General features: G+C 63.6%; 16 protein-coding genes. 6 read left to right on the forward strand and 10 right to left on the reverse strand.

Features of this window, described 5'->3' with window-relative positions; translation table 11 throughout:
* Positions 1 to 5 precede the first annotated feature (5 nt).
* A complete protein-coding gene (locus tag ACEQZ0_RS09535; protein WP_370190620.1) occupies positions 6 to 2,213 on the forward strand; it encodes a DUF305 domain-containing protein in 2,208 nt (735 codons plus the stop codon).
* A 1-nt stretch (position 2,214) separates the two neighbouring features.
* Here ACEQZ0_RS09535 and ACEQZ0_RS09540 read toward each other — a convergent pair whose 3' ends face one another.
* The 3 genes from ACEQZ0_RS09540 to groES all read right to left on the reverse strand — a co-directional run bounded on the left by ACEQZ0_RS09540 (position 2,215) and on the right by groES (position 5,190).
* Positions 2,215 to 3,030, reverse strand: a complete 816-nt coding sequence (locus ACEQZ0_RS09540) for an aspartyl/asparaginyl beta-hydroxylase domain-containing protein (RefSeq protein ID WP_370190621.1) — start codon at positions 3,028 to 3,030, stop codon at positions 2,215 to 2,217.
* 126 nt (positions 3,031 to 3,156) lie between these two features.
* Entirely contained in the window at positions 3,157 to 4,806 is a 1,650-nt protein-coding gene (groL, locus tag ACEQZ0_RS09545; protein WP_370190622.1) for a chaperonin GroEL, read from the reverse strand.
* Between the two features lie 96 nt (positions 4,807 to 4,902).
* A complete protein-coding gene (gene groES / locus ACEQZ0_RS09550) occupies positions 4,903 to 5,190 on the reverse strand; it encodes a co-chaperone GroES (protein ID WP_370190623.1) in 288 nt (95 codons plus the stop codon).
* Between the two features lie 228 nt (positions 5,191 to 5,418).
* Here groES and ACEQZ0_RS09555 point away from each other — a divergent pair, with 228 nt between their 5' ends.
* Positions 5,419 to 6,252, forward strand: coding sequence for a mechanosensitive ion channel family protein (locus tag ACEQZ0_RS09555; RefSeq protein ID WP_370190624.1), 834 nt, complete (start codon positions 5,419 to 5,421; stop codon positions 6,250 to 6,252).
* 1 nt (position 6,253) lies between these two features.
* Here ACEQZ0_RS09555 and ACEQZ0_RS09560 read toward each other — a convergent pair whose 3' ends face one another.
* Complete coding sequence (locus ACEQZ0_RS09560; protein ID WP_370190625.1) at positions 6,254 to 7,666, reverse strand: MATE family efflux transporter; 1,413 nt, start codon at positions 7,664 to 7,666, stop codon at positions 6,254 to 6,256.
* Between the two features lie 277 nt (positions 7,667 to 7,943).
* Between ACEQZ0_RS09560 and ACEQZ0_RS09565 the strand changes: the two genes are divergently transcribed.
* The gene (locus ACEQZ0_RS09565; protein WP_370190626.1) at positions 7,944 to 8,609 is read left to right on the forward strand and encodes a hypothetical protein; all 666 of its coding nucleotides are present in this window, start codon (positions 7,944 to 7,946) and stop codon (positions 8,607 to 8,609) included.
* A 96-nt stretch (positions 8,610 to 8,705) separates the two neighbouring features.
* Here the strand turns inward: ACEQZ0_RS09565 and rplL are convergent, their stop codons facing one another.
* From rplL to ACEQZ0_RS09595, 6 genes are all read right to left on the reverse strand, one after another.
* Entirely contained in the window at positions 8,706 to 9,086 is a 381-nt protein-coding gene (gene rplL, locus ACEQZ0_RS09570; protein ID WP_219954804.1) for a 50S ribosomal protein L7/L12, read from the reverse strand.
* 92 nt (positions 9,087 to 9,178) lie between these two features.
* On the reverse strand, positions 9,179 to 9,694 hold the full coding sequence (gene rplJ / locus ACEQZ0_RS09575; protein WP_370190627.1) for a 50S ribosomal protein L10: 516 nt from the start codon (positions 9,692 to 9,694) through the stop codon (positions 9,179 to 9,181).
* A 288-nt stretch (positions 9,695 to 9,982) separates the two neighbouring features.
* Entirely contained in the window at positions 9,983 to 10,711 is a 729-nt protein-coding gene (locus ACEQZ0_RS09580; protein ID WP_370190628.1) for a hypothetical protein, read from the reverse strand.
* On the reverse strand, positions 10,708 to 10,947 hold the full coding sequence (locus tag ACEQZ0_RS09585) for a helix-turn-helix domain-containing protein (RefSeq protein WP_370190629.1): 240 nt from the start codon (positions 10,945 to 10,947) through the stop codon (positions 10,708 to 10,710). Before ACEQZ0_RS09585 ends, ACEQZ0_RS09580 begins: the two co-directional genes overlap by 4 nt.
* Positions 10,947 to 11,456, reverse strand: coding sequence for a DUF2975 domain-containing protein (locus tag ACEQZ0_RS09590; RefSeq protein ID WP_370190630.1), 510 nt, complete (start codon positions 11,454 to 11,456; stop codon positions 10,947 to 10,949). The genes ACEQZ0_RS09585 and ACEQZ0_RS09590 overlap by 1 nt, the downstream gene beginning before the upstream one ends.
* A gap of 184 nt (positions 11,457 to 11,640) precedes the next feature.
* Positions 11,641 to 11,871, reverse strand: a complete 231-nt coding sequence (locus ACEQZ0_RS09595) for a hypothetical protein (protein ID WP_370190631.1) — start codon at positions 11,869 to 11,871, stop codon at positions 11,641 to 11,643.
* A 345-nt stretch (positions 11,872 to 12,216) separates the two neighbouring features.
* On the opposite strand from ACEQZ0_RS09595, the gene ACEQZ0_RS09600 reads away from it, so the two are divergent.
* The 3 genes from ACEQZ0_RS09600 to rpoC all read left to right on the forward strand — a co-directional run bounded on the left by ACEQZ0_RS09600 (position 12,217) and on the right by rpoC (position 21,503).
* Entirely contained in the window at positions 12,217 to 12,627 is a 411-nt protein-coding gene (locus ACEQZ0_RS09600; protein ID WP_370190632.1) for a DUF4440 domain-containing protein, read from the forward strand.
* Between the two features lie 298 nt (positions 12,628 to 12,925).
* Positions 12,926 to 17,119, forward strand: coding sequence for a DNA-directed RNA polymerase subunit beta (gene rpoB / locus ACEQZ0_RS09605; RefSeq protein ID WP_370190633.1), 4,194 nt, complete (start codon positions 12,926 to 12,928; stop codon positions 17,117 to 17,119).
* A gap of 58 nt (positions 17,120 to 17,177) precedes the next feature.
* Positions 17,178 to 21,503 carry a DNA-directed RNA polymerase subunit beta' gene (rpoC, locus tag ACEQZ0_RS09610; RefSeq protein ID WP_370190634.1) on the forward strand — a complete coding sequence of 1,442 codons (4,326 nt, stop codon included), beginning with the start codon at positions 17,178 to 17,180 and terminating at the stop codon, positions 21,501 to 21,503.
* Positions 21,504 to 21,698: the final 195 nt, after the last annotated feature.

The following is a 21,698-nucleotide window of genomic DNA, read 5'->3' on the forward strand; positions in this document are numbered from 1 at the left end:
CCCAAATGAGGGAGAACACAATGATCCTACGCCTTTCGCTGGTCGCCACCCTGCTGGCGACTGCCGCCCCGATTGCCGCCCAGTCCACACCCATCGTGCTCCCGGGCGCACCGGGAGAGGCGCCCCGCGTGATCGATGCCAAGCAGGCGATCGCGCTGTCCGATACGCGCTTTTCGCCCGCCGACGTCGCCTTCATGCAAGGGATGATCGTCCACCACCAGCAGGCGGTCGAGATGGCCAAGCTGGTCAAGGAGCGCACCAATAACGAGGCGATCCTCAAGACCGCGGACCGGATCGAGGCGGGCCAGAAGGACGAGATGAAGTTCATGCGCTCCTGGCTCGAGGACCGCAATCTCGAGGTCGCAATGCCGGGCATGGGCCATGCACACCACACGATGAAGGGTATGGCCTCTCCCGAGCAGATGCGCGAGCTTGCCGCCTCGAATGGCACCGCCTTCGATCGCCTGTTCCTGCAGCTGATGGTCGAGCACCACCGCGGTGCGGTGACCATGGTCGACGATCTCCACCACATGCCTGGCAGCGCCTACGACCCGGTGATGTTCGAATTCACCAACGATGTCGTGACCGACCAGAAGGCGGAGATCGACCGGATGAATGCGACGCTTGCCACGCTCTCGACCGATCCGCGTGCCACGCTCGAGCCCGGCTTCCGTGACGCGGGCGAGGCGATTTCGAACCTGCGCAAGGTCGCCAGCCTCGAAAAACCGGCCGGATTCTTCGATCCGGAAAATCCGGCGCAGCTCAAGCCGCTCAAGGAGAAAAAGGACGAGGACGAAAAGGAGGCCGCCAAGTCGCCACGCGAGGAAGGCGAAGAGGCGGAAGAGGACAAGCCCCAGTTCGGCGAACGCGGCTCGCTGCTGAGCTTCGCTTTCACCGACATGGCTTTCTCGGGAGATATGCTCGTTGCGGGCAGCTATCACGGCTTCAATGCCTATCGTCTCGGCGAGGACGGGGTGCCGCAGCTGGTGAGCTCGGTCGTGTGTCCCGGCGGGCAGGGCGACGTCTCGATCGCGGGCGATCTGCTCGTGATGAGCGTGCAGGATAGCCGCGCGCGCGTCGATTGCGGCTTGCAGGGCATCGACGACAAGGTCAGCGCCGAGCGTTTCCGGGGCATCCGCATCTTCGACATTTCGGACATCACCCGTCCGCGCCAGGTCGGGCAGGTCCAGACCTGCCGCGGCAGCCACACGCACTCGATCGTCGCGGCTGACGACAAGCGGCTGGTGGTCTACAATTCGGGCACCAGCTACGTCCGCGACGATGAAGAGCTGGAGGGCTGCTATGAAGTCGGGGGCGACAACACCGCGCTGTTCAGCATCGACGTGATCGAAATTCCGGTGGCCGATCCCTCGAAGGCGCGCATCGTCGACCGGCCGCGAGTCTTTGCCAAGGATGGCGAGATCGCCGGGCTGTGGCGCGGCGGCGACCATGGCGAGGGCACGCAGGACACCTATCGCACCGACATGTGCCACGACATTACCGTCTTCCCGGCCAAGAACCTCGCGGCCGGGGCCTGCTCGGGCAACGGCATCATCCTCGACATCGCGAATCCGCTGAAGCCGGTGCGCATCGACGACGTCACCGACAAGGGCTTCGCCTATTGGCATTCGGCCACTTTCAACAACGACGGCACCAAGGTGCTGTTCACCGACGAATGGGGTGGCGGTGGGCGGCCGCGCTGCCAGGCGGGCGACCCGACGAACTGGGGTGCCGACGCCTTCTACGGGATCGAGAACGGCAAGCTGGTCTACCGTGGCACCTACAAGCTGCCCGCGCCGCAGGGCGACAAGGAGAACTGCGTCGCGCACAACGGCTCGATCATCCCCGTTCCGGGGCGCGATATCTTCGTCCAGGCATGGTACCAGGGCGGCATCAGCGTGATCGACTTCACCGATCCCGAGGACATCCACGAGATCGCCTATTTCGACCGCGGGCCGATCGACAAGGACCAGCTCGTCACCGGAGGGTACTGGTCGGCCTATTGGTACAAGGGCCGCATCTACGCGACCGAGATCAGCCGGGGGCTCGACGTATTCGCCCTCGAGCCGAGCGAATATCTGACTGCGGCAGAGATCGCTGCCGCCGAAGGCGCGATCTATCCCGGCGACCTGTTCAACCCGCAGACGCAGACCCAGGTCACCTGGCCCGAAGCACTGGTGGCTGCAGCAGACGCCAGCCGGAAGGGCGGATGAGCTAGGCTCCGATCGCCTTTTTCACATCCTGGACGAAGCCCGTCCGCCGGATGATTTCATAGAGCAGCCGGGCCGCCAGGCGGCCCGGCCAGCGCATCGGGCGGCGGACCTGCAGGAACAGCACCACGCGGGGCTCGCAGGTCTCGTTCCACACCTCGTGCGCATTGGTCTCGTCGAAGACGAGCCATTCGCCTTCGATCCAGCGCACCGGTTTGCCGTCGACCTCCATTTCGCAACGTCCCTGTCCCGCGGGCACCGACAGGCCGAGATGGCAGTTGAGCCAGGCCTTGGTCAGCCCGCGGTGGCGCGGGACATGGGTGCCGGGTTCCATGATCGAGAAAAAGGCGACGACGAGACCCGGTATCCGGTCCAGCATCGCCGCGGTTTGCGGGCAGCGTGCGCGATTCTGCCGCGCCTTGAATCCATAGCCTTCGAAGAAGAAACTCTTCCAGGCCGAGCTATTGGCGATGCGGCGGTGGTCGGGGGAAATCTTGCCGAAGGCGGGGATCGACCGGCGTTCCGCGAGCAAGGGGAGCAGTTCCTCTCGCACCACGCGCCAGTCGCGGTGCAATTCGCGAAGGCAGGGCAGATGATCGGCGCGCAGGACCGGCGCATCGCCGATCAGCGATTGCCTTGCGAACCATCGGTTCACCGGAGCGCGCAGGCGTTTGCCCATGCGGATCAACGGCGACTGCCTTGGCCGCGTGTAGCGTTCCCGCGCTTCGGGCTGCGGAGGATTGTCGTTCGAGACCGCGGTGGGCTCGAACCCATCCTCGCGACCGTTGGTGCGGGAACGGGTTCCATACCCATCCCTCATGCCGTCGACACTAGGGGCTGCATGGCCGCAAGGCTTGGAAAATTGCGCCAAGGGCGATCCGCACACGAAAAGGCCCGGCAGGATCGCTCCTGCCGGGCCCCGTTCTGTCCGGTTGGTCGGTAAGGCTTAGAAGCCCATTCCACCCATGCCGCCCATGCCGCCCATATCGGGCATGCCGCCGGCCGCCGGCTTGTCTTCCGGCTTTTCGACGATGGCGGCTTCGGTGGTGATCAGCAGGCCGGCCACCGAAGCGGCGTCCTGAAGTGCGGTACGCACCACCTTGGTCGGATCGATCACGCCGGCAGCCACGAGGTTCTCGTAGGTGTCGGTCGCGGCGTTGAAGCCGAGCGTTTCGTCATTGGCGTCGACCAGTTTGCCGGCGACAACCGCGCCGTCATGGCCGGCGTTCGTGGCAATCTGGCGCACCGGCGACTGCAGCGCGCGGCGGACGATGTCGATACCGCGGGTCTGGTCGTCGTTCTCGCCTTCGAGGCCGTCGAGCGACTTGGTGGCGTAGAGCAGGGCGGTACCGCCGCCCGGGACGATGCCTTCTTCGACAGCTGCGCGGGTCGCGTGCAGCGCGTCGTCGACGCGGTCCTTGCGCTCCTTCACTTCGACTTCGGTGGCACCGCCGACCTTGATCACGGCAACGCCGCCGGCGAGCTTGGCCAGGCGTTCCTGCAGCTTTTCACGGTCATAGTCCGACGAGGTGTTGTCGATCTGCGTGCGGATTTCGTTCACGCGAGCCTTGATGTCGTCTTCCGAACCGGCACCGTCGACGATGGTCGTGTTGTCCTTGTCGATGGTGACCTTCTTGGCCTGGCCGAGCATGTTCAGCGTGACGTTCTCGAGCTTGATGCCGAGGTCTTCGCTGATCATTTCGCCCTGCGTCAGGATCGCGATGTCCTGCAGCATGGCCTTGCGGCGATCGCCGAAGCCCGGAGCCTTCACGGCTGCGACCTTGAGGCCGCCGCGCAGCTTGTTGACCACGAGAGTGGCCAGCGCTTCGCCTTCGATGTCTTCCGCGATGATCAGCAGCGGACGGCCCGACTGGACGGCCGCTTCGAGCACCGGCAGCATCGCCTGCAGGTTCGACAGCTTCTTTTCGTGGATCAGGATGTACGGGTTTTCGAGTTCAACCGTCATCTTTTCCGGGTTGGTGATGAAGTAGGGCGACAGGTAGCCGCGGTCGAACTGCATGCCTTCGACGGTTTCGAGCTCGAATTCGAGACCCTTGCTCTCGTCGACGGTGATCACGCCTTCCTTGCCGACCTTTTCCATGGCTTCGGCGATCTTCTCGCCGACTTCACGGTCGCCATTGGCCGAGATCACGCCGACTTGGGCGATCTCTTCGCTGCCCGAAACGTCCTTCGAGCGGCCCTTGAGGTCTTCGACGACCTTGGTCACCGCGAGGTCGATGCCGCGCTTGAGGTCCATCGGGTTCATGCCGGCTGCGACCGACTTCATGCCTTCGGTCACGATCGACTGGGCGAGAACGGTTGCCGTGGTGGTGCCGTCACCGGCGGCGTCGTTCGCCTTCGATGCGACTTCCTTGATCATCTGCGCGCCCATGTTCTCGAACTTGTCCTTCAGTTCGATTTCCTTGGCGACGCTGACGCCGTCCTTGGTGATGCGGGGGGCGCCGAAGCTCTTGTCGATCACGACGTTGCGGCCCTTGGGGCCGAGCGTGACTTTGACGGCATTGGCGAGGGTGTCGACGCCGCGCAGGATGCCTTCTCGCGCGTCGCGGCCGAACTTTACGTCCTTGGCTGCCATTGGTGTTACCTTTCTGTTTCGTCTGATTCCCCGCTGAGGCGGGGGTCTCATGCAAATCCGACTTTGGCCCCCGGCTGTGCGGGGACACGGAAATCATCAGCCGATGATCCCCATGATGTCGCTTTCCTTCATGATCAGCAGGTCTTCGCCATCGAGCTTGACCTCGGTGCCCGACCACTTGCCGAACAGCACGCGATCGCCGGCCTTGACGTCGAGCGGGGTGACCGTGCCGTCTTCCGCCTTGGTGCCGTTGCCGACGGCGACGACTTCGCCTTCGCTGGGCTTTTCCTTGGCGCTGTCGGGAATGATGATCCCGCCGGCGGTCTTCTCTTCGGCTTCGATGCGACGGACCAGAACGCGGTCGTGCAGCGGACGAAATGCCATGATGATGACCTCTCTCTTCTAGGAGTATGAAACACGTGTTGGCACTCACTCGGTGAGAGTGCCAGCGCCGCGCATTTGGGGATGCGCCCGAAACGAGTCAACGGTCCGGCGCACAAAAAAATGAACTCTTGCGACCATGCCGCGTTGGGGGTGGCAAACGGGGGCGGTCCTTCCCATGTGGTGGCCCCGAACCCATCCCGACAGGCAAGCAAGAGGGCCGCCCGAACAATGACCACGGACCAGACCATATCTGCCCTGACGATTCCCGAACAGATCTGGCTGTGGTTGCGGCTCAACATGATGGACATCGCCGGCGCCTTTGCGGTTCTGGTCATCGGCCTGCTGCTGGCGAAAATCGTTTCTGGCTGGGTCGAGCGCGCGATGCGCAGTTCGCCGCGCTTCGAGCCCACGGTCGCCAACTTCCTGTCCAACGTCGTCAAATACGCGCTGTGGGCGCTGGTGCTCGTGACCGTGCTTGCCCAATTCGGTGTCGAGACGACCAGCATCCTCGCCGCATTGGGTGGCATGGCGCTCGCCGTGGGGCTTGCGCTGCAGGGCACGCTTTCGAACGTGGCCTCGGGGGTGATGATCCTGGTGCAGAAACCGTTCAAGGTCGGCGAGGGCATCATTGCCGGATCGGTCACCGGCACGGTCCAGCAGATCGGCCTGTTCACGACCGAGATCAAGCAGTTCGACGGGCTGTTCGTGATGGTCCCCAACTCCGAGCTGTGGAACCAGGCCATCGTCAATTTCAACCGCCACCCGACCCGCCGCTTCGAGCTCAAGGTCGGCATCGGTTATGGCGACAGTATGGAGCAGGCGCGCAACGAGCTGCTTGCACTTGCCGCGGCGGACGAGCGTGTGCTGGCCGATCCCGCGCCGGTCGCCTTCGTCGCTTCGCTTGACGACAGTTCGGTCGGCATCGGCCTGCGCGTCTGGTGCAATACCGCCGACTATGTCGCGGTGAGCTGGGATCTCACCGAGGCGGCCAAAGCACGCTTCGACGCGGTCGGCATTTCGATCCCCTTCCCGCAGCGCGAGGTCACGCAGAAGGCGGCCTGACCTACCGGCTCGCGGGGCGCAGGGTCAGACCAAGCGCCTCGCGCCGGTGCCAGCGCCAGCCGAGTAGTGCGGCCGCGACCGTCAGCCCCGTGGCGAGCCCGATCCATACGCCGACACCCTCGAGCGGGGTGGCGAAGCCGAGCACGAGCGCGGTACCGATGCCCGGAACCCAATAGGCGAAAGCGGCGATCCACATCGGCACGCGCGTATCATGCAGCCCGCGCAGCGCGCCCGCAGCGACCGCCTGCATGCCGTCGAACAGCTGGAAGGCTGCGGCGATGACGATGTAGCGCAGGGCGAAACCGACCAGTACCGCGTTCTTCGGATCCCAGGGATCGACGTAGATCGCGATCAGCGGCTTGGGGATCACTACCATGGCCAGCGCGGTCAGTACCATGAAGCCGGTACCCACGGCGATCGCGGTCCAGCCGGCGCGCTTCATTCCCTCGCTGTCGCGCGCGCCATAGAAATAGCCGACCCTGATGGTCGCCGCCTGCCCCACGCCGAAGGGCACCTGGAAGGCCAGCGCGGCGATCTGCAGCGCCACCGTATGTGCGGCGAGCTGGCTCGCGCCGATATTGCCCATTAGGAATGCTGCGGCGCCGAAAATACCCGCCTCTGCGGTGATCGTGAGTGCGATCGGCGCGCCGACCCGCGCGATGTGGACCAGGCGTGCCCAGTCGGGCGACCACCAGCGACCGAAGATCCGATAGCGATGGAGCTTGGGATCGAGCCGAATGGCCAGAATATAGATTGCCAGGGTCACCAGATTGGTAATCAGGGTGGCAACCGCTGCGCCCTGCAAACCCATTTCGGGCGCGCCGAAATTGCCGAAGATGAAAGCGTAGTTGGCCAGCGCATTGACGAAGATTCCCGCTGCCGTGGTCGCAGTGGCGAAGATCGGCCTGTCGAGCGTCGAGACGAAGCTGCGCAGGACGTTGTTGAACAACGCCGGCACCAGCGAGACTACCAGCAGTGAATTGTATGTCACCGCCAGCGCGATGATCTGCGGTTCCTGCCCAGTCACCCGCATGAGCGGGCCGAGCAACAGGCATATGCCGGTTCCGCCAAGTCCAGAGATCAGCGCCAACCATAGCGCCATGCGAACCGAGCGTCGAACCGGCCTCAAGGCAGGCGCGCGCTCGCCCAGTTCGGCCGCCGCGACCGGTGCCACCGCGCCGGTCAGGCCCGAAAGCGCCCAGAGGACGAGGCCGAACAGCGCCACCGCCAGTGCAGAGGCGGCCAACTGGTCCTCGCCCAGCCGGGCGATGAAGATAACGTCGACCGCATAGGTCAGCATCTGCAACAGGTTCGCGGCCGCCAGCGGCCAGCTCAGCCGCAGCGTCGCACCGAGCTCTGTGCGCCAGCCGTCACCGCCATGGGGCAGGGGCTCCATGGCGGTTGCGTTCGTCATGCAGCCGGACCGGATAGGCGGGGATTACCGCCGGCTCAAACGCTAATGCGCCGCCAGCGATAGAACACGCGGCCACTGCGCCCGTGTGGCCACACAAGGTTGACGTGGCCCATTCCATCCATCGGGGAGCCAATGGCATGCTGGCGCACACCGCCGCTGAACCGGAATGCAGGTTTCCTGCAAGCCGGGACGGGTCCAATCCGGATGCAAGGTCGCTTGGTTTTCCGGTGAGCGACGGGCTTCGTTGCGGGCCCTCAGACAAGCACAGGAGGAGAATATGGACAGATCCGCGCTCACCGCATCGATCGGCCGGCTGCAGGAGTTCGTCGACCGCTTCGAAGGCCAGCGGCTATTTTCGACGAGCGCAAATGTCGTGACCTACACGGCGTCGCTCTACAATGTCATCGGCAGCACTTCGGACCCCAAAATACCCGGCTATCCGAGCTGGAATTACCTCCTCCAGCAATTCGGTATCGGCGTCGGTAGCAACGACCATTGCTATGTCGATCCGCAAACTCCCGACCACTCGCACCCGGCCTTCCAGGTCGGTGGGCATATGACCCCCAACCAGGACGGGACCGTGCCCACTACGGGCATTTGTTACCTGATGCCGCTGTGCAAATGGCACAATGGCAAGGGCAACAACCATGTCGCTTTCGCGCATTCGCTGACCCAGATCCTCGAGCTTCACGGTTATATGACGAGCGAGCCGGCCGCGACATTCATGGCGCGCAGGTCTGGACAGGCACCCGCGGCACTAGTCTTCGCGGCGGATGAGGGGCTCCTCTTCCAGACCTTGTCGCCAGAGGAGATGGAACGGGTAGAGCGAAAATCCGTCGCCGAAGCGCCCGGCGCATCGGCGCCGGACAATCACATCGTGCTGCGCCGACAGGGAACCGGGGCGGAGAGCTTTTACACGATCGAGCGAGTACAGCTCGCCTGACCGCTATGGTTCGCCGACGCCACGAAAAAGGGCGGCGCCGCGCGGCACCGCCCTTCGTCTGATCTCGCGAACGAGATCGAAGCGTAAGCGAATGGCTTACTTGAGCTCGACGGTACCGCCGGCTGCTTCGATCTTGCCCTTGATTTCTTCGGCTTCCGCCTTGTTGACGCCTTCCTTGAGCGGCTTGGGCGCGCCTTCGACGAGAGCCTTGGCTTCCGAGAGGCCCAGACCGGTGATGGCGCGGACTTCCTTGATGACCTGGATCTTCTTGCCACCGTCGCCGGTCAGGACGACGTCGAATTCGTCCTTTTCTTCGGCAGCGGCGCCACCATCGGCACCACCGGCGGCGGGGCCGGCAACGGCAACGGCAGCGGCGGCGCTGACGCCCCACTCTTCTTCGAGCGCCTTGGCAAGCTCAGCGGCTTCCATGACGGTCAGCTTCGACAGTTCTTCAACAAGCTTGGCGATATCGGCCATGATGTTTCACTCCAAATATAAGGCCGGGGTGCCCCCAAAATGCCTGGGTGGCCATGCCCCGATGAATATGTGTTCGTGCGTCGAACCAGCTCTTACGCGGCTTCCGTGGCGGCATATGCGCCGAAGACACGAGCGAGCTTGGCTGCGGGCGCGTTGACGACCTGGGCAACCTTGGTTGCCGGGGCGTTGACGAGACCCACGATCTTCGCCCGAAGTTCGTCGAGGCTCGGCATCGAGGCGAGCGCCTTGACCCCTGCTTCGTCGAGCTTCGTTGCGCCCATCGAACCGCCGACGATTTCAAGCTTGTCGGTGGTCTTGGCGAACTCCACCACGGCCTTGGCCGCGGCGACCGGATCCTCGGAAAAACCAAGGGCGGTCGGACCGGTCAGGTACTCATCGAGGCCTGCGTAGTCGGTGTCCTTCAGGGCGAGCTTGGCGAGACGGTTCTTCGCAACCTTGTAAGTCGCGCCGGCTTCACGCATCTTCGAGCGCAGCTCGGTCGACTGGGCGACCGAGAGCCCCAGGTTGCGGGTGACGACCACCACGCCTGCCTGGGCGAAGACTTCGCTGAGCTGGGCGACCGAATCGGCTTTCTGCGAACGATCCATGCCATACTCCTTCACTATGACTCCGTCGGAAGGCTCCGACGAAATCGGCTACGTTTGTCCGTGCCGAAAACGACACGGGCGAGTCCGTTGATGGGGAAGGAGTGCGCCAGACGGCGCGAAACGACGATGCGGGGCATCGCCATGAAATCTCTGTTCCCCGTCTAGGCTGGAAATTAAGACCGGCAAATTCCGGTCACCAACTGTCTCGGACGGATGAGGGCGAATACAAGAGACCCGCCTTCGGGGCGGGCCTCTAAGGATTTACACGATTCTGTCAAGCCATTCGGCTCAGACCGCCGGTGCGGTTGGGGTGGGGCCGATCGGGGCGGGCCTTGTGGCGACAACATATTGCGCGGCGATCAGCACCAGCGCCAGCCATGCGGTCACGAAGCTGTCGAGCACGAGCATCGCCCACTTCAGTGCGTCCCCGGTGACGAAAATAGCGCCGAGGCCGAGTGCATAATGCACCGCCATCAGCGGCAACATGGCGGCGAGCGGGAAGAGTATGGCAAAGAAAGCATGCGGTGCCATCGTGCGCATCGATTGCAGCGGGCTGACGAACAGGCCCAGCGGCGCCGCAATCACGAAGCGCGCGATCAAGGGCATAAAGACCAGGCTGAAGACGTACAGGCCCACCGCTATTGCTCCACTGGTCCAGACATAGAGGCTGAGCCATGCGAATAGCGCCTGCAGCGCGACGACCAGCGCGAACAGCGCCAGCGCGGGGCGTTCTAGCCGCGCGGCGAAGCTTCGGTTGCCCTCCGAGGCGAGCCAGCGGATGTAGAAATAGGCGGGCAGGCCCAGCGCGACGGTCTTGATGAAGCCGAACAGCAGCCGGTCGGCATGTCCTTCCACTGCCTGGGCCGCCTCGATACCATCGTACATGCCGATACGCATCTCGACCACATGCTGGACGAATTCGGCGACGAGCGGGATGGCGGCAGCGAGCGGGAGCACCGCGGCAAAGGCGAGGCTGGCGGTGTAGACCCGGCGAAACTCGGCGAGAAAGGTGGTCATCGGTTTGTCCCCTCTTGTTCGGAATAGGTCAGCAGGTCGCCCGGCTGGCAGGCGAGCTCGCGGCAGATCGCCTCGAGCGTGGAAAAGCGGATCGCCTTGGCCTTGCCGGTCTTGAGGATCGACAGATTGGCGAGCGTGATGCCGATGCGATCGGCCAGTTCGGTCAGCGTCATGCCGCGATCGCGCAGCATTTCGTCGAGCCGCACGGCGATGCGGTGGGGTTCGGGATCAGGCATCACACGGTCCCCGCAAGGTCCTCGCGCATCGCGGCGCCCTCGCGGAACACGCGGGCGAGCACGAACAGCATCGGCACTGCGATCCAGCCGGTCAGGGAAAGCGACCAGCCGAAATATTCGCCGGTCGCCTCGCTCGCGCGGACGGAGAGCCACCCGTAGAGCAGGTCGGCCAGGTTGATCGCCAGCACAGCCCAGCCGATTGCCGACAGGCGGCGCGCATTGGTATCGGTGAAGGCTGCTCCCGCCGCTGCATCCCGCACGAGGCCGGCCAGACGCGTGAGAATGTAATGCACGGCAACCGCCATCGGTGGAACGAGCGCGAGTATCCCGAACAGGTATCGCTCGATTGCGGCGCGGCTGGTCGGCTCGGCATCGAAGCCGGAGAAGATCGTATCGCGGAATCCTTCCGGATCGACGAGAAGCAGGCCGAAGAACGCCATGAGCAGAGCCGCGGCAATCCAGTTCAGCCAGTTGGTTAAGCGCAGGCCGGTGATGATGGCAGAAAACATCGCATCGCTCTCCCTTATCGAAAATCGATATGCTCTTGCGATTGTTTATTGTCAAACGATAATATCGAATTTCGATATGAGCGGGGCCTAGGCGTGGGCGCCCAACAGCAAAGAGGCCCGTCCCTTGCGGAACGAGCCTCTCGCAATCCGTATGGCCGGCGCCGGAGCGCCGGACCGGAAGGGATTATTCGGCCGGAGCTTCTTCGGTCGATGCTTCTTCGGTAGCGGTCGCGTCGGTAGCGGCGGCGTCGACGGTAGCTTCGGTGGCCATTTCGTCGGTCACAGCCGGGGTCTCTTCGACGACCGGAGCTTCGACGGTGGTTTCTTCGACCGGAGCTTCTTCGGCAGCCTTTTCACCGCAAGCGGCGAGGGTCAGCGCAACGGGAAGCGCGGCAACGAGAGCGATCTTCTTCATGTGATTCTATTCCTGTAGCGCCATGATTGACGCCGCCATAAAATAGCCTCATTTTCGCCAAGGAGAAGACACAATTTTCACCTGCCGAAAATTTTTCGCACAGCTTGGTCACAGAGGGACGCGCCGAATGGCTGCCGACCAAGTCGAAGTCGTTCGCCGTGCGAGGGAAGCGATTGGTGGAGGAATCTTCGACCCGCGAGGAGCGATCGGCCATTGACAGCGCGTCTACCGAGAGGGGGTTGGATGTATCGCCTGATGTCGGCCGTGGCCGCCCTGAGTCTTGCAGGGTGCTCCGATCAACCGGAGCCAGAGCCCGCTGCCCATGCCATCGGTGAGCGGACCGGCTTGACGGCGGGCGATCGCGAAGCGTTGCGTGCACTCGACCAGAGTTATGCCAAGGCCTGGCTGAAGCAGGGGACCGAGGCACAGGCCGAGGCGCTGCTCGCACTGTTCGAACCGCATGCGGTGATCTATCCCGGTGGGGGCGGAGAGCCGCTTTCGGGTACGGACGAGCTGCGCGCCTACTGGTTTCCCGAAGGGGCACCGCCGACCCAGGTTGAATATTTCGAGCGCCAGCCCGTGACGATCGAGGGCTCGCCCGCCCTGGCGGCGGTTGCGGGGCGCAGCGAGATTGCGTTCAGCTATGCTGGCGAGCGCAGTGCCCAGGAGGGGTACTATATCATCCATGCGCGGCCCGACGACGAGGGGCACTGGAGAATCCACCGGATGATGTGGAGCACTCGCCCAGCCGACTAGCGGCTTGCCGCCACCGGCCTTTGCGCAATTCCCCGGTTGACCCGCGGGCGTCCAATTCCTAAATGCCCCGCGACCGCACGCTTCGAGCGAGTCCGATTCATGCGCGGGGATCGGGCACAGGATGGAAGCGGCGTTTCCATAATCGCGACGCTCGAGAAGCTGCAGCAGGCCGCCGGGACAGGCGCGTCATTCGCTGCGGCCTTTTCGCGTCCCGGCCATGGATCTCACGCGCATGAGACTTGAATTCCGGTCCCGACCGCGCGGGCCCGGCGCACACGAGAAGAGGTAACTACCCCTTATGGCTACCAAGGCGAAGGCTCCGAAGAAGACCCGGGGCACGAACGCGCAGGGTACGGCGAAGCGTCGTATCCGCAAGATCTTCGGCGACATCCACGAAGTCGTCGACATGCCGAACCTGATCGAGGTGCAGCGCGAGAGCTACGAACAGTTTCTCCGCTCGAACAAGGAGACGGGCTACGTCTCGGGCCTCGAAAAGACGCTGCGTTCGGTGTTCCCGATCCGCGACTTCGCCGGTACCGCCGAACTCGACTTCGTCCATTACGAACTCGAAGCGCCCAAATACGACATCGTCGAATGCCGCCAGCGCGGCATCACCTATGCCGCCCCGATGAAGGTGACGCTGCGCCTGATCGTGTTCGAGGTGGACCAGGAAACCGAAACCCGTTCGGTCCTCGATATCAAGGAGCAGGACGTTTACATGGGCGACATGCCCCTGATGACGGGCAATGGCACCTTCATCATCAACGGCACCGAGCGCGTGATCGTGTCGCAGATGCACCGTTCGCCGGGTGTGCTGTTCGACCATGACCGCGGCAAGACGCACTCTTCGGGCAAGCTCCTCTTCGCGGCCCGCATCATCCCCTATCGCGGCAGCTGGCTCGATTTCGAGTTCGACGCCAAGGACATCGTCAACGTGCGTATCGACCGCAAGCGCAAGCTGCCGGTCACCGCGCTGCTGTTCGCGCTCGGACTCGATGCCGAGGACATCCTCGCGCATTTCTACGACACCGTGACCTGGAAGCGCGCGAAGGACGGCTGGGAAATTCCCTTCGTTGCCGAACAGTGGCGCGGCCAGAAGCCGGCCTTCGCGCTGGTCGATGCCAAGACGGGCGAGGAAGTCTTCCCCGCCGGCCAGAAGATCAGCCCGCGCGCTGCCAACAAGGCGGCCAAGGACGGCCTTGAAACGCTGCTGCTGCCGACCGAGGAAATCTTCGGTCGCTACGCCAGCCGTGACATGATCGACGAGAAGACCGGACGCATCTACATCGAGGCAGGCGACGAGGTCTCGGCCGAGAACCTCGAAGTGCTCGATGCCGCGGGCATCGACGCGATGGAATTGCTCGATATCGACCACGTCAACACCGGTCCGTGGATCCGCAACACGCTCAAGGTCGACAAGGCCGAGAACCGCGACGAAGGCCTCGAGGCGATCTACAAGGTCATGCGTCCGGGCGAACCGCCGACCAAGGAAACCGCCGAAGCGCTGTTCGAGGGCCTGTTCTTCGACGGCGAGCGCTACGACCTGTCGGCTGTCGGCCGCGTCAAGCTCAACATGCGTCTCGAACTCGACGCCGAGGACACCGTCACCACGCTGCGCAAGGAAGACATCCTCGCCGTGGTCAAGGAACTGGTCGACCTCAAGGACGGCAAGGGCGAAGTCGACGATATCGACAATCTCGGCAACCGCCGCGTCCGTTCGGTCGGCGAGCTGCTGGAAAACCAGTACCGCGTCGGCCTGCTGCGCATGGAACGCGCGGTGAAGGAACGCATGAGTTCGGTCGACGTGTCGACCGTGATGCCGAACGACCTGATCAATGCGAAGCCCGCCGTGGCCGCAGTGCGCGAGTTCTTCGGCTCCAGCCAGCTTTCGCAGTTCATGGACCAGACCAACCCGCTGTCGGAAGTCACCCACAAGCGCCGCGTTTCGGCGCTTGGCCCGGGCGGCCTTACCCGTGAGCGCGCAGGTTTCGAAGTCCGCGACGTTCACCCGACGCACTATGGCCGCATCTGTCCGATCGAGACGCCCGAAGGCCCGAACATCGGCCTGATCAACTCGCTCTCGACCTTCGCGCGCGTCAACAAGTACGGCTTCATCGAAACGCCGTACCGCAAGGTCGTGGACGGCAAGGTCACCGACGAGGTCGTCTACCTCTCGGCGATGGAAGAGCAGAAGCACACCGTCGCGCAGGCTTCGGCCGATCTTACCGACGATGGCTCCTTCGTCGAGGAGCTGGTTTCGGCGCGTCACGACGGCGACAACCTGATGGCGCCGCGCGAAACCATCACGCTGATGGACGTCAGCCCCAAGCAGCTCGTCTCGGTCGCGGCATCGCTGATCCCGTTCCTGGAAAACGATGACGCCAACCGCGCACTGATGGGCTCGAACATGCAGCGCCAGGCGGTTCCGCTGGTCAAGGCGGAAGCACCCTGGGTCGGCACCGGCATGGAAGAAACCGTTGCGCGGGATTCGGGCGCGGCGATCGCGGCAACCCGCGGCGGCATCGTCGACCAGGTCGATGCGACGCGTATCGTGATCCGTGCGATCGGCGACGTCGAACCCGGCCAGTCGGGCGTCGACATCTACACGCTGCAGAAGTTCCAGCGTTCGAACCAGGACACCTGCATCAACCAGCGCCCGCTGGTGAAGGTCGGTGAAACGGTCGAAGCCGGCGACATCATCGCCGACGGTCCTTCGACCGACCTCGGCGAGCTGGCACTGGGCCGCAACAGCCTCGTCGCCTTCATGCCCTGGAACGGCTACAACTACGAAGACTCGATCCTCATCTCCGAGCGGATCGTGAAGGACGACGTCTTCACCTCGATCCACATCGAGGAATTCGAAGTCATGGCGCGCGACACCAAGCTCGGGCCCGAGGACATCACCCGCGACATCCCGAATGTCGGCGAGGAGGCCCTGCGCAACCTCGACGAGGCGGGCATCGTCTATATCGGCGCCGAAGTGCACCCGGGCGATATCCTGGTCGGCAAGATCACGCCCAAGGGCGAGAGCCCGATGACGCCGGAGGAAAAGCTCCTGCGCGCGATCTTCGGTGAAAAGGCCAGCGACGTACGCGATACCTCGCTCCGCCTGCCGCCGGGGGTTGCCGGGACGATCGTCGAAGTCCGCGTCTTCAACCGCCACGGCATCGAGATCGACGACCGTACGCGGGCGATCCAGAACGAGGAAATCGAACGCCTCCGCAAGGACTCGAACGACGAACGCGCGATCCTCAACCGGGCGACCTACAACCGCCTCAAGGACATGCTCGTCGGCCAGACCGCTTCGGCCGCGCCGAAGGGCGTCAAGAAGGGCAGCGAGATCACCGAGGAGCTGCTCGAAGGCGTCGACAAGCACGAATGGTTCAAGTTCGCCGTGGCCGACGATGGTCGCCAGGCGCAGCTCGAAGCCGTCAAGTCGCAGTATGACGAAGCGGTCAAGTTCATCGAAGAGAAGTTCGAGGACCGCAAGGAGAAGCTCGAGCGCGGTGACGAGCTCGCCCCCGGCGTACTCAAGATGGTCAAGGTCTTCGTCGCGGTGAAGCGCAAGCTGCAGCCGGGCGACAAGATGGCCGGCCGTCACGGGAACAAGGGCGTCATCAGCCGCATCCTGCCGGTCGAGGACATGCCGTTCCTCGAAGACGGGACCCCGGTCGACATCGTCCTCAACCCGCTCGGCGTGCCGTCGCGCATGAACGTCGGGCAGATCTTCGAAACGCACCTCGGCATGGCGGCCCGCAATCTGGGCCACCAGATCGGCGAGCAGCTCGAGGAGTGGAAGCGGGCGAACCCGAACGCCGCCGAAGATTATGCCAAGGCCAAGCCGCCCGAAGCCGTCATTTCGCGGCTCAAGGAGGTCTATGGCGAACAGTATCACGATGCGATCGACAGCCGTTCGACCGCGGATATCGTGGAACTGGCAAGCAATCTCACCGCGGGTGTCCCGATGGGCACGCCGGTGTTCGACGGTGCGCGCGAAGGCGACGTGACGATCGAGCTCGAAAAGGCCGGTCTCCACAGCTCGGGCCAGTCGGTTCTGTTCGACGGACGTACGGGCGAAGCCTTCGACCGCAAGGTCACCGTGGGCATCATCTACATGCTCAAGCTGCACCACCTCGTCGACGACAAGATTCACGCCCGTTCGATCGGCCCCTACAGCCTCGTCACCCAGCAGCCGCTGGGCGGTAAGGCGCAGTTCGGCGGCCAGCGCTTCGGCGAAATGGAGGTCTGGGCGCTCCAGGCCTACGGCGCCGCCTACACGCTGCAGGAAATCCTCACCGTGAAGTCGGACGACGTGATCGGTCGTACCAAGGTCTACGAAGCGATCGTCAAGGGCGACGATACCTTCGAGGCGGGCATTCCCGAGAGCTTCAACGTGCTCGTCAAGGAAATGCGCAGCCTGGGCCTCAATGTCGAACTCAAGTCGCTGAGCGACGACGAGGACGACGACGGTCTCGCGATCGCGGCGGAATAGGGGAGCGGCAACGCTCCCCCCAACCGCCCCAGGAATTCACCCGCTAAGGGATTAAGTCATGAACGAACTGACCAAATTCACCAACCAGCTCGCGAAGCCCGAGACTTTCGACGAGATCCAGATCGGCATCGCCAGCCCCGAGCGCATCCGCTCGTGGTCCTTCGGTGAGATCAAGAAGCCCGAAACGATCAACTACCGCACGTTCAAGCCCGAGCGTGACGGCCTGTTCTGCGCGCGGATCTTCGGTCCGGTGAAGGACTACGAGTGCCTGTGCGGCAAGTACAAGCGCATGAAGTACAAGGGCGTCGTCTGCGAAAAGTGCGGCGTCGAAGTGACTGTGACCAAGGTCCGCCGCGAACGCATGGGCCACATCGAGCTGGCCGCGCCCGTCGCGCATATCTGGTTCCTCAAGTCGCTGCCGTCGCGCATCGGCCTGCTGCTCGACATGCAGTTGAAGCAGCTCGAGCGCGTGCTCTACTTCGAAAGCTACATCGTCACCGAACCCGGCCTGACCCCGCTTGAGAAGTTCCAGCTCCTCACCGAGGACGAGCTGCTCGAAGCGCAGGACGAATACGGCGAAGATGCTTTCAGCGCGGCGATCGGTGCCGAAGCGGTCAAGACCATGCTGATGGATCTCGACCTCGAGCAGGAAAAGGAAGACCTGCTGGAAGAGCTCGCGACCACCAAGTCGAAGCTCAAGCCGGCCAAGATCATCAAGCGCCTCAAGGTCGTCGAAAGCTTCATCGAATCGGGCAACCGTCCCGAGTGGATGATCCTCGAAGTCGTGCCGGTCATTCCGCCCGAACTGCGCCCGCTGGTGCCGCTCGACGGTGGCCGCTTCGCGACTTCGGACCTCAACGACCTCTACCGTCGCGTGATCAACCGTAACAACCGTTTGAAGCGCCTGATGGAGCTGCGCGCGCCGGACATCATCGTCCGCAACGAAAAGCGCATGCTGCAGGAAGCGGTTGACGCACTGTTCGACAACGGCCGTCGCGGCCGCGTGATCACCGGTGCCAACAAGCGTCCGCTCAAGTCGCTCAGCGACATGCTCAAGGGCAAGCAGGGCCGCTTCCGCCAGAACCTTCTGGGTAAGCGCGTCGACTATTCGGGCCGTTCGGTCATCGTGACCGGTCCGGAACTCAAGCTGCACCAGTGCGGCCTGCCGAAGAAGATGGCGCTCGAACTGTTCAAGCCGTTCATCTACGCCCGCCTCGATGCGAAGGGTCTCTCGATGACCCTCAAGCAGGCGAAGAAGTGGGTCGAGAAGGAACGCAAGGAAGTCTGGGACATCCTCGACGAAGTCATTCGCGAGCACCCGGTCCTCCTGAACCGCGCGCCGACGCTCCACCGTCTCGGCATCCAGGCGTTCGAGCCGGTGCTGATCGAGGGCAAGGCGATCCAGCTCCACCCGCTGGTCTGCGCCGCCTTCAACGCCGACTTCGACGGTGACCAGATGGCCGTCCACGTCCCGCTGAGCCTCGAGGCGCAGCTGGAAGCGCGCGTCCTGATGATGTCGACCAACAACATCCTCTCGCCCGCCAACGGCAAGCCGATCATCGTGCCTTCGCAGGACATGGTGCTGGGCCTCTACTACCTGTCGATGGAACGTCAGGAAAAGACTCCCGAGTTCGTCGAGGATGCCGACGGCAACAAGGTCGAAAAGCTGCCGATGTTCAGCGACATGGCCGAAGTGCATCAGGCGCTCGAAACCAAGCAGGTCTCGCTCCACACCAAGATCCTCGCCCGCGTCCCGCAGGCCGACGAGGACGGCAACATCGTCATGCAGCGATTCGAAACGACCGCCGGGCGCATGCTGATCGGTGAATGCCTGCCGAAGAACCACAAGGTTCCCTTCGACATCGTCAACCGCCTGCTGACCAAGAAGGACATCGCCGACGTCATCGACGAGGTCTATCGTCACACCGGCCAGAAGGACACGGTGCTGTTCGCCGATGCGATCATGGCACTGGGCTTCCGCCACGCGTTCAAGGCGGGCATCTCCTTCGGCAAGGACGACATGATCATCCCCGAAGAGAAGGTCGAGCTGGTCGAGGCGACCAAGAACATGGTCGCCGATTACGAGCAGCAGTATCAGGACGGCCTGATCACCCAGCAGGAAAAGTACAACAAGGTGATCGACGCCTGGAGCCGTTGCGGCGACCAGGTGGCCGACGCGATGATGGAAAAGATCAAGGCCCGCCCGATCGACAAGGACGGGCTCCAGGCCGAGATCAACTCGATCTACATGATGAGCCATTCGGGCGCGCGTGGTAGCCCGGCGCAGATGAAGCAGCTCGCCGGCATGCGCGGCCTGATGGCCAAGCCGTCGGGCGAGATCATCGAGAACCCGATCATCTCGAACTTCAAGGAAGGCCTCAACGTCCTCGAGTACTTCAACTCGACCCACGGCGCCCGCAAGGGTCTCGCGGATACCGCGCTGAAGACCGCCAACTCGGGTTACCTGACCCGCCGCCTGGTCGATGTGTCGCAGGACTGCGTCATCGTCGAGGATGACTGCAAGACCGAGAACGCGCTCGAAATGCGCGCCATCGTGCAGGGCGGTTCGGTGATCGCTTCGCTCGGCGAACGCATCCTCGGCCGCACCGTGGCCGAAGACATCGTCAATGCCGCGACCGACGAGGTCATCGCACCGGCGGGCACGCTGCTCGACGAACCGATGATCAAGGCGATCGAGGAAGCCGAAGTGCAGGTCGCCAAGATCCGCTCGCCGCTGGTCTGCGAAGCCAAACAGGGCGTTTGCGCTACCTGCTACGGCCGTGACCTTGCCCGCGGGACGCCGGTCAATATCGGCGAGGCGGTAGGCGTCATCGCCGCGCAGTCGATCGGTGAACCGGGCACGCAGCTGACCATGCGTACCTTCCACATCGGCGGTGCCGCGCAGCTCAACGAAACGAGCCATCTCGAGGCGATCTCGGACGGCAAGGTCGTCTATCGCGACATGCCGACCATCACCGACAAGAAGGGTCGTATCCTGTCGCTCGCCCGCAATGGCGAACTGGCGGTGATCGACGCCGAAGGCCGCGAGCGCGAGATTCACAAGGTGCCCTACGGTACCGTGCTGATGCACAAGGACGGCGACAAGGTGAAGGAAGGCGAACGCCTGGCCGAATGGGACCCGTTCAGCCTGCCGATCATCACCGAAACATCGGGCGTGGTGAAGTACCAGGACCTCGTCGACGGCACGACCATGGAAGAACGCGTCGACGATGCCACCGGCATCGCCCAGCGCGTGGTCACCGAAATGCGCACCACCGGGCGCAAGAAGGACGACCTGCGTCCGCGCCTGACGCTGTTCAACGATGCCGGCGACGAGACCGAGGCCGCGCGCTACATGCTGGCGCCGGGCACGGTGCTCTCGGTCGAGGACGGCCAGAACGTCGAAGCGGGCGACATCCTTGCCCGTGCCTCGCGCGAAGCCGCCAAGACCCGCGACATCACCGGCGGTCTGCCGCGTGTGGCCGAACTGTTCGAGGCACGCCTGCCGAAGGACAATGCGGTCATCGCCAAGATCTCGGGCAAGATCGAATTCGTTCGCGAATACAAGGCGAAGCGCAAGATCGCCATCGTGCCCGAGGAAGGTGATGCAGTCGAATACCTGATCCCCAAGACCAAGGTGATCGACGTGCAGGAAGGCGACTTCGTGAAGAAGGGAGACACGCTGATCTCCGGTTCGCCCAACCCGCACGACATCCTCGAGGTGCTGGGCGTCGAGGCGCTGGCCGAATATCTCGTCAACGAAATCCAGGAAGTCTACCGACTGCAGGGCGTGAAGATCAACGACAAGCACATCGAGGTGATCGTTCGCCAGATGCTGCAGAAGGTCGAGATCACCGACGGTGGCGACACCGTACTGCTGCCCGGCGAGCAGGTCGACCTCGAGGAACTCAACGAGACCAATGCCAAGCTGGGCAAGGGCAAGGAACCCGCCAAGGGGACCCCGATCCTGCTCGGTATCACCAAGGCCTCGTTGCAGACGCGTTCGTTCATCTCGGCCGCTTCGTTCCAGGAAACCACGCGCGTGCTCACGCAGGCCGCGGTCGAAGGGAAGAAGGACACGCTGGTCGGTCTGAAGGAAAACGTGATCGTCGGCCGTCTCATCCCCGCCGGTACCGGCGCGGGCATGAACCGTATGCGCATCACCGCCTCGAGCCGCGATGCCGCCCTGCGCGCGCAGTGGAAAAAGGCGCAGGAGGCGATCATCGCCGCGCAGACCGCCGAGGAAGAGCACGAGGCGGAACTCGCCCAGGGTCCCGAAGCGGCGATCGGCGACGATCCGCTGGCGAGCATGGAAGGTGAAACCCACGGCACCGATGCCGATGCGGGCGACTACCTCAACGAGGAGGCCAAGGACGGCGAATAAGCCTTCCTGACCGTCTCAATGATTTCAGGCCCCGCCGGTGCCAACCGGCGGGGCCTTTTACTTTGCTAAGCAGGACTTTACTTACTCCAATATTTCTGATTTTCCTGCTTCTTGACGGAAAGCTGCGGGGGTTGCACCATAAGCACTCGAGTGGCCGCCCGCAGGGTGTTGGCGGCAGTCGGGGGGAATTCGTGG

This window comes from Qipengyuania sp. (assembly GCF_964227205.1).
Taxonomy (GTDB): domain Bacteria; phylum Pseudomonadota; class Alphaproteobacteria; order Sphingomonadales; family Sphingomonadaceae; genus Qipengyuania.

What these genes read in the sequence shown, in the direction of transcription:
- ACEQZ0_RS09535 (WP_370190620.1), top strand. Translation starts at nt 6, where the DNA reads ATGAGGGAGAACACAATGATCCTACGCCTTTCGCTGGTCGCCACCCTG.
- ACEQZ0_RS09540 (WP_370190621.1), bottom strand. Translation starts at nt 3,030, where the DNA reads ATGAGGGATGGGTATGGAACCCGTTCCCGCACCAACGGTCGCGAGGAT.
- groL (WP_370190622.1), bottom strand. Translation starts at nt 4,806, where the DNA reads ATGGCAGCCAAGGACGTAAAGTTCGGCCGCGACGCGCGAGAAGGCATC.
- groES (WP_370190623.1), bottom strand. Translation starts at nt 5,190, where the DNA reads ATGGCATTTCGTCCGCTGCACGACCGCGTTCTGGTCCGTCGCATCGAA.
- ACEQZ0_RS09555 (WP_370190624.1), top strand. Translation starts at nt 5,419, where the DNA reads ATGACCACGGACCAGACCATATCTGCCCTGACGATTCCCGAACAGATC.
- ACEQZ0_RS09560 (WP_370190625.1), bottom strand. Translation starts at nt 7,666, where the DNA reads ATGACGAACGCAACCGCCATGGAGCCCCTGCCCCATGGCGGTGACGGC.
- ACEQZ0_RS09565 (WP_370190626.1), top strand. Translation starts at nt 7,944, where the DNA reads ATGGACAGATCCGCGCTCACCGCATCGATCGGCCGGCTGCAGGAGTTC.
- rplL (WP_219954804.1), bottom strand. Translation starts at nt 9,086, where the DNA reads ATGGCCGATATCGCCAAGCTTGTTGAAGAACTGTCGAAGCTGACCGTC.
- rplJ (WP_370190627.1), bottom strand. Translation starts at nt 9,694, where the DNA reads ATGGATCGTTCGCAGAAAGCCGATTCGGTCGCCCAGCTCAGCGAAGTC.
- ACEQZ0_RS09580 (WP_370190628.1), bottom strand. Translation starts at nt 10,711, where the DNA reads ATGACCACCTTTCTCGCCGAGTTTCGCCGGGTCTACACCGCCAGCCTC.
- ACEQZ0_RS09585 (WP_370190629.1), bottom strand. Translation starts at nt 10,947, where the DNA reads ATGCCTGATCCCGAACCCCACCGCATCGCCGTGCGGCTCGACGAAATG.
- ACEQZ0_RS09590 (WP_370190630.1), bottom strand. Translation starts at nt 11,456, where the DNA reads ATGTTTTCTGCCATCATCACCGGCCTGCGCTTAACCAACTGGCTGAAC.
- ACEQZ0_RS09595 (WP_370190631.1), bottom strand. Translation starts at nt 11,871, where the DNA reads ATGAAGAAGATCGCTCTCGTTGCCGCGCTTCCCGTTGCGCTGACCCTC.
- rpoB (WP_370190633.1), top strand. Translation starts at nt 12,926, where the DNA reads ATGGCTACCAAGGCGAAGGCTCCGAAGAAGACCCGGGGCACGAACGCG.
- rpoC (WP_370190634.1), top strand. Translation starts at nt 17,178, where the DNA reads ATGAACGAACTGACCAAATTCACCAACCAGCTCGCGAAGCCCGAGACT.